9 protein-coding genes are annotated in these 6,064 nt (G+C 66.0%); 5 read left to right on the forward strand and 4 right to left on the reverse strand.

Annotation, left to right across the window (positions count from 1 at the left end; genetic code table 11):
* The first annotated feature begins 3 nt into the window (after positions 1-3).
* Genes ACWEWT_RS31765 through ACWEWT_RS31775 form a run of 3 tightly spaced genes read left to right on the forward strand, consistent with a single transcriptional unit; the run spans position 4 to position 1,694 of the window.
* On the forward strand, positions 4-321 hold the full coding sequence (locus ACWEWT_RS31765; RefSeq protein WP_452564535.1) for an LtfC-like domain-containing protein: 318 nt from the start codon (positions 4-6) through the stop codon (positions 319-321).
* 9 nt (positions 322-330) lie between these two features.
* On the forward strand, positions 331-681 hold the full coding sequence (locus ACWEWT_RS31770; protein ID WP_452564536.1) for a phage tail fiber protein: 351 nt from the start codon (positions 331-333) through the stop codon (positions 679-681).
* Positions 682-683: 2 nt separating this feature from the next.
* Positions 684-1,694, forward strand: a complete 1,011-nt coding sequence (locus ACWEWT_RS31775; RefSeq protein ID WP_452564537.1) for a hypothetical protein — start codon at positions 684-686, stop codon at positions 1,692-1,694.
* Positions 1,695-1,795: 101 nt separating this feature from the next.
* Here the strand turns inward: ACWEWT_RS31775 and ACWEWT_RS31780 are convergent, their stop codons facing one another.
* Both ACWEWT_RS31780 and ACWEWT_RS31785 read right to left on the reverse strand, forming a co-directional pair.
* Positions 1,796-2,089, reverse strand: a complete 294-nt coding sequence (locus tag ACWEWT_RS31780) for a hypothetical protein (protein WP_452564538.1) — start codon at positions 2,087-2,089, stop codon at positions 1,796-1,798.
* Positions 2,086-2,304: a hypothetical protein gene (locus ACWEWT_RS31785; protein WP_452564539.1), complete on the reverse strand. Its 219-nt coding sequence runs from the start codon at positions 2,302-2,304 to the stop codon at positions 2,086-2,088. Before ACWEWT_RS31785 ends, ACWEWT_RS31780 begins: the two co-directional genes overlap by 4 nt.
* Before the next feature lie 232 nt (positions 2,305-2,536).
* Between ACWEWT_RS31785 and ACWEWT_RS31790 the strand changes: the two genes are divergently transcribed.
* On the forward strand, positions 2,537-3,751 hold the full coding sequence (locus ACWEWT_RS31790; RefSeq protein ID WP_452564540.1) for a helix-turn-helix domain-containing protein: 1,215 nt from the start codon (positions 2,537-2,539) through the stop codon (positions 3,749-3,751).
* A gap of 374 nt (positions 3,752-4,125) precedes the next feature.
* Entirely contained in the window at positions 4,126-4,299 is a 174-nt protein-coding gene (locus ACWEWT_RS31795; RefSeq protein WP_452564541.1) for a hypothetical protein, read from the forward strand.
* A gap of 207 nt (positions 4,300-4,506) precedes the next feature.
* Here ACWEWT_RS31795 and ACWEWT_RS31800 read toward each other — a convergent pair whose 3' ends face one another.
* Complete coding sequence (locus tag ACWEWT_RS31800) at positions 4,507-4,848, reverse strand: hypothetical protein (RefSeq protein ID WP_452564542.1); 342 nt, start codon at positions 4,846-4,848, stop codon at positions 4,507-4,509.
* Positions 4,849-5,270: 422 nt separating this feature from the next.
* Positions 5,271-5,960 (reverse strand): hypothetical protein, encoded by a 690-nt coding sequence (locus ACWEWT_RS31805; RefSeq protein WP_452564543.1) that lies wholly within the window; start codon positions 5,958-5,960, stop codon positions 5,271-5,273.
* Positions 5,961-6,064: the final 104 nt, after the last annotated feature.

Raw genomic sequence — 6,064 nt, forward strand, 5'->3', positions numbered from 1 at the left:
GTCATGCCCATCGGGTGGACCCCGACATACGAAGTCCTCCGCCTCAACAAGGGCGACTTCATCTACGAACGCAGCCGCGGCAGCCTCCTGCCCGCCGGCACCACCGCCGAAATCATCTGGGCCAACGACGTCACCTGGACCGCGACCGTCGAGGGGGACACCGTCTCGTGGCGGGTCGAGGCCGAGAGCTGCGGACCGGACGTGATCCCGCACGGGACGTCCTTCGACATGTTCATCCGCTACCCGAACCCGGACACGGAATCCGTGGATGACTTCCACTGGAAATTCGGGCGCGCCCAGCGCACCCCGATCGACGAATAGGAGCACGTAATGGCGCTGAATGTTCTGACGACCGCGAACACTATCGCCCAGGCGTGGGCCGACTTGGGTGCCAGCTACTCCCTGCACACCGGTAACCCTGGCACGGCTGGGACCGCGAACGAGGCCACCGGCGGCGGGTATTCGCGGCAGACCACCACCTGGGGATCCCCGTCGAACGGGAAGATCACCGGATCCCAGCTGACCTTCAACGTCGTCGCCGGGTCCTACACACATATGTGCAGGTGGAGCGGCACCACCCTCCGCGACATCATCGACACGGTCGATGCGTCGGTATCGCCGGACGGTCAGATCAAGGTGACACCGTCCTCGGGTGACGCACTGTATACCGCCTGGACGTAGCCGTGACTTTCCCGCGGCCGGATACGGCGGTGGAGGTTTTCCCGGCCGCCGATTCCGGGCTGGCCCGGTTTCCGTACGCCGACACCGGTGTCGAGCCGTTCCCGCCTACGCCTACACCGACGATCCTGGCGGTTGTCGCGCTGACCATGTCGCCCGCGGCGTCGGTGTCGGAGCTGCCGTGGCGTGACGCCGTCACTCTGCTCACGATGACGCCGGCCGCGACCGGTTCGGCGGTGGTGGAGATCGAGGCGGTGACGGTCCTGGCGATGAGCCCGGAGTTGTCACCGGTCCACGAGATGACCGCGGATGCCGGGCTCGCGATGGCTCCGGCTGCAGTGGTCGCGCCGTCGATGACAGTGGCTGCGTCGACTGCCTTGACTCTGTCGCCGGGGATCCAGGGAACCCCCGTCGCGGTGGTCACTGCCGACGCCATCACCACCCTGTCCGTGAGCGCGACAGTGGCGGTGGCCGGGATCATCACGGCGCCCGCGCCGCTGACCATGACTCCCGCGGCGACCCCGACGGCGCAGGTGTCCACGTCGGCCGCCACCGCGCTCACGCTGACCCCGTCCAATGTGCTGCAGGTCATCACATTCCGGCCGTCCGGGATGGTCCGGAACACGACGGTGACCGCGTACTTCGGTACGTCGATGGGCCAGATCCTGGGATGGAACGCGGACACCACGAATTACCCGGGGTCCTCAGTGGTCTCCAGTGACTTGATCGCCCAGACGGCCGCGACGAACGGAACGATCCAGGTATCGGTGGAGTGCCAGAACACGGCTTTCTCCGGCCGGTCCGTCTACATGCAGATCAGGATCAACGGAGGAACGCCGATCGAATCAGCCGAGCTGCCGATCGGTTCGAACACCACCGCGGTGCTGGCCTGGTCTGCCGCCGGTCTGACGATCCCCGCAGGTGCCACGATCCGACTCGAAGCCAGGTGCCCGAACAGCAACCAGGTTCGGTCCACGGGCAATACGGCATCGTATGTGCGCCTGATCCAGCCCTGATCAACCTGCAGTGACGGATAGCCCCCGCTGATCTCCGGATCGGCGGGGGCTTCTTCCGTGTCTACAGGGACGCCTCTCCTGCCCGGGTGGACACGGGAGTCTCACGGCGCGATCGGCGTGACCACGTCATCCGCGGTGACCACGTCGCAGATCTCGGTGATCTGCTGCCAAGAGGTGTCGCCCCGTACCGTATCGCCGGTGAGGTACGGGGCGACGATCACCTCCGCTCGATGATCTGTCGCGTGCTGGGCGGCGATCAGCGCGGAGAGTTTCGGGTGCTCGGCGTCTGTCACCGCGGTGAACAGGACCTCGAGCTGGTGGGTTTCGGCGAGCATGGCGATGTACTCGGGGTCGGTGTCGCTGCGCCGCAGCACGATCGCGCGCCGGGGGGTCACGGCTGTGCCTCCACGTACTGTGCCGCGGTGGCGTAGCGGGAGCATCGGTGCCCGGCGTGGATGGCCATCACATGCAGGGCATGGGAGTATCCGCGGATCGGGTCGGTGTAATAGCAGGGGCTGTGCCGGAGTCCGCTGACCAGTCGCTCGAGCACTGGCATGTTGCTGGATGTCCAGTGTGTCTTGGCGTGCAGTTGCTGGAGTGTGGCGGCCATAGCCCTGTTCTTCGGTGCCCGCGTGGGCGAGTGGATCTCTGTCATCTGAGACCTCGGCGTGTTCGTGGTTGGTTTCTCTTGTGTGCCTGTGGTGGTGGCAAACCACCCGGGCCGAGTGATCGAAGAGTCGGGGAACTCCGCCCGGCCCGGGGTGGTGATTCCAGATTCCATTGGTCAAGACCTGTGAAGTGACAACGTTTTTTGTCATGCTGTTAGCAGGGGATCGATCAGGATGGGACGCATGGGCGAGAAGTACTACGGCCTCGGCGAGCGCGTCGGTGAGCTGCGGCGCTTGCAGGGCATGTCACAAACGAAACTGGCCACCGCGGCGAACATCTCCGACTCCCTGGTCAAGGCCGTGGAGCAGGGGCGTGTACCCGCCAGCGCGGCCTTTGTCACGGCGGTCGCCAAGGCGCTGAAGGTGGGTAATGCCGAGCTACTCGGGCAGCCCTACCCGCGGGCCACAGCGGACGACAGTGAGGTGTCCGCGGGGATCGCGATCATCCGCACCGAGCTGGCAGCGTTCGACCTACCACCGCAAGGAATTGTCACCCGACCCCTACCCGCGATCACCGCGGACGTCGAGCGGGTGCGGCTGTACCGGCGGGCGACGAACTTCCACAAGCTCTCCAGCGAGCTGCCCGCACTACTGACCGAGGTGCGTGCCCTGGTGCACACCACGTCCGGGCGGGAACAGGAGAAGGCGTTCCTGCTGCTGTGTGAGCTGTACTCGTCGTCGCGGAGTCTGGCGCACAAGCTCGGCTACACCGACCTGGCGACCATGGCAGTGGAGCGGATGGGGTGGGCTGCGCAGCGCTCCGGCAGCAGGCTGTGGATCGCTCACGCCCAGTTCCACCGCGCCTCCGTGCTGACCTCTGCCGGGGACTGGAACACTGCGCTGGCCTACCTGGAGCAGTGCCGCGCGGACCTGGAGGGCGCGCTCGACGGCCAGGATCTGGAGACGATGATCTCCTGGGGCGGGCTGCACCTTCAGTCAGGCCTCGCCGCGGCGAGGGCGGGCGATAGGGGCACCGCGGACTCCCATCTGCATGAGGCGCGGCAGACCGCGCTCCTGGTGGGCGATGAGGACTTCCATGACCCCGTGTTCGCTTTCGGCCGGGCGAACGTGGGTATCTGGTCTGTGGGTTTGGCTGTGGAGATGCTCGACGGGACAGAGGCGATCGCCCGGTCCAAGGGCGTGGTGATCCCGGAGAGCACTCCGCGGTCGCGTGCCGGTCACTACTACATCGACCTGGGCCGGGCGTATCTGTTGCACGGAGACCGGGCCGGCGCCTTCTCGTCGCTGCAGATGGCGAAGAAGATCGCGCCGGTACAGACCCGGTATCACCCGATGGTGCACGAGACGGTGCGGGTGCTGGCGCGGCAGGAAGCGCGGTCTACGGAGACGCTGCGCGGGTTCGCCGCCTGGTGCAATGTGACGGCGTAGTCAGAACGGGGGAGAGCCCGGTCGGAGAGATCCGGCCGGGCTCTCGTCATGTCTGGGGCCCGCCCGCCCGACACGGGCAGTCCTCGTCACGGCGCGGGGTGTAGATGGTGTCTTCCTCAATATCCGGCATCGCCTTGCAGCGGAGGCACGTGTGGGTCCTGTGCCCTCCGCGCACCCCGTCGACGGGGCAGGACGTCCAGCCCACCGTCGCCATCTTGGGGCCCAGGCGGTGGCCGTGGCGGCAGGCGATCGGCGCCGGCTCCGCCATCCCACCGGGTACCGGGTACAGCCGGAGCGGGTCCGCTACGACACGGCCACGCACCTCGTACTGGGGCTGCCACTCCTCGATCATGCGTTCGATTATCGTCCTATGAATGATCAATGTCGGCGATACGGTGCGCATCGGTGAGAGTGGCGTAAGCCGGTTCGTGGTGCAGGAGGTCGACGAGGTCGACGGGCGGGCAGTGATCGAGGCGGCCGACGAGTCCGCGGCCAGCAAGTATCCGTTCTCCATGCCGCTGGGGGCGCTGGTCAAAGTCGACGGCTGATATGCGCGGGCCCCGGGCCTCGTCATCCGACGAGTAATCCCGGGGCCCACTTCCTACCACTCCTCGAAGTGGCGGCATTGCCGATTACGATACATGCCGGAGCTGAGTCCAGACAAAAGAAAGGGCGCCACAGCGGGCGCCCTTCTTGACGTCTGACCTACCCCGATCCATTCGGCCGGATCAGCCAGCGACCTCAGTATCTCACGTTCAGGCGGTCAGCAGATCAGCCCGTCGAACGTGCGCTTCGTTCTGCTCGTCACGCAGCGCATCCTCCGCGCGCTGTTCCCAATCGGCCAGCGCTCCACTGTTGCGGATGGCTTCCGAGAGTCCCTGCTCGGCCGCGTCGATCGCCTCACCCTTGGAGTGCGCGGTGACGTACATCGATACCTCGATAGTGCCGTTGACGAGGGAGGCCAGTACGTCAGGATCCCGGAGCGACTTCACCTCGACCAACGCATCCATCAGGGAATCCAGAGCTTCCTCTAGACCGTCCGTCGGGTACGCGGTGAATGAGAGCACGATGTAGTAATCCTGAACTACTTCCAGCATGTCGACCTCCTCAGCTGGGCTTCCAGGTTTCTCTGGTAGTTCGAGTCGGATGGCGACAGGTGAATCGTTTTCATGTGCTTGCCTTCGCAAGAGCACTTCGCTTTGAAATAACCGTTGGGTCGTTTCGTGACTGTCCAACCGTGTGCCTCCAAGGAGGATAGTAAGGCCTCGAGATCACGCTTTGGGTGTCTTGGACGCATGTGCGATCTGTGTCCCATTTCGTGTCGCTTGTGACGCCCTTCGCTCCCCGGCGTCGAATGGACTCAATGTTGCAGCATCAACGAGAACGGGGCTCGGTTTCGGAGAAAATCCGCCGCCGAGCCCCGCGTGTCGCGCAACGCGCGTCTACCGCAGTACCTCCACCATCCAGCTCCCGCCGCGGACGAGAGCGATCGTCATAGCTGTCATGGCTACGAGCGTCCTCACTTCGCCGGGGCGGGGGACAGCAGGACCTGCACCATCTCGATGCCCGCGATCACCGCGGTCGGCCCGCCCACCACCAGGGTGCCGACGACTCCGCCGATCCCGGCTCCGGTCACCCCACCGGTGAGGCAGCCGATCGGGATGAAGACGACGGTGGGGGAGGTGACGACACCGCCGAGGGCGCAGCCGATGACGAAGCCGGTGCCGGCGCCGATGAGGCTGCCCGCGGTGGTGGCGACGCCGACCTTCGCGCTCCAGCTCGACATGGCCTGGTCGTTGTCGGCCTGGCTGGCGATCTCCGCCGCGGCCGGGGTGCCGACGGTGGCGGTGGGGACGTCACGCAGCAGGCCCACGGTGTCGTCGCAGGAGACGTCCGCCATCACGCCGAGGGCGTACCCCTGGGCCAAGGGGTGCGGGTAGTCGGTGGCGAGGAGGTCGAGGGCGGTGCGCTTGCCGGTGCCGGTGGGGTCGGCGTGGAGGGTGTCGCACACCTTCGTGGCGTAGTCGGCGGTGTTGACGGGGTTGACGCCGACGAGGCGGAGGCGGGTGTCCATCTGGAGGGTGTGGTCGATGCCGGGAATGGGGGCGGCGTGCGCCGTGCCGAAAGAGGCTGCGGCGACGCCGATCGCAGCGACAGCCGCCGCGGCGAAGCGACGGCTGTAAGCTACAGATTTGGCTACAGTGCTCATGCGTGGGATTCCTTGTCCCGGAGCATATGAGCTGGTCAGCCACCATAAACTTGGTGCGCCCGAAGGGATTCGAACCCCTAACCTTCTGATCCGTAGTCAGATGC

The organism is Nocardia sp. NPDC003963 (assembly GCF_053605105.1).